The 527-nt window shown below is 46.7% G+C and carries 1 protein-coding gene; it reads right to left on the bottom strand.

Annotated features, from left to right (window positions below; translation table 11 throughout):
• Positions 1-140: 140 nt before the first annotated feature.
• The coding region (gene flgA, locus R7Q09_RS28145; RefSeq protein WP_318144209.1) for a flagellar basal body P-ring formation chaperone FlgA at positions 141-527 on the bottom strand (387 nt) is incomplete at its 5' end.

The following is a 527-nucleotide window of genomic DNA, read 5'->3' as shown; positions in this document are numbered from 1 at the left end:
TTCATGCTGTGGTCCTCATCATCATGTTCTAAATCCAATAGGCGACAAGGATGTGGTGAACATTAAATTTTATTTTTGTACTCGATACTCACGCGATGTGACGAGAGGCAAAATTGAAAAATGTTACGTTGAGTCCAAAATCAAAACTGAGTATGAACTTGGTTTCTTCCTGTCACAACCGCTCGAATGACTCTTCCAGAACTGAGGTTTTCTACCTCAATCTGTTGGCCTTTCGCTCCATCTTCTAAGGCGACACCTTTGGTGCTTGCACTAAATCCATCTTTGCTAGCAATGATGATGATTTCATTGCCTTTCTCAATCAAAGCGGGGGCACTTAAGTTGGTTGGATCGACGACTTGTCCGGCGCGGAGTCGACGCGTGGTTTCCAAGCCGATGGCGTGTTTAGGATCGGTGTAGAAATCGTCCGAGCGCGAAATGGTTCGAGTTTCCAATTTCAGATGATTGGCTGTCACCACTTCACTGCGACCTACAGTCGTCGCCGCAACCACCACTGGCAGTGTGACCGA

Source organism: Vibrio sp. 2130-1, from assembly GCF_033339515.1.
This window is presented reverse-complemented; position numbering and strand designations above follow the sequence as displayed.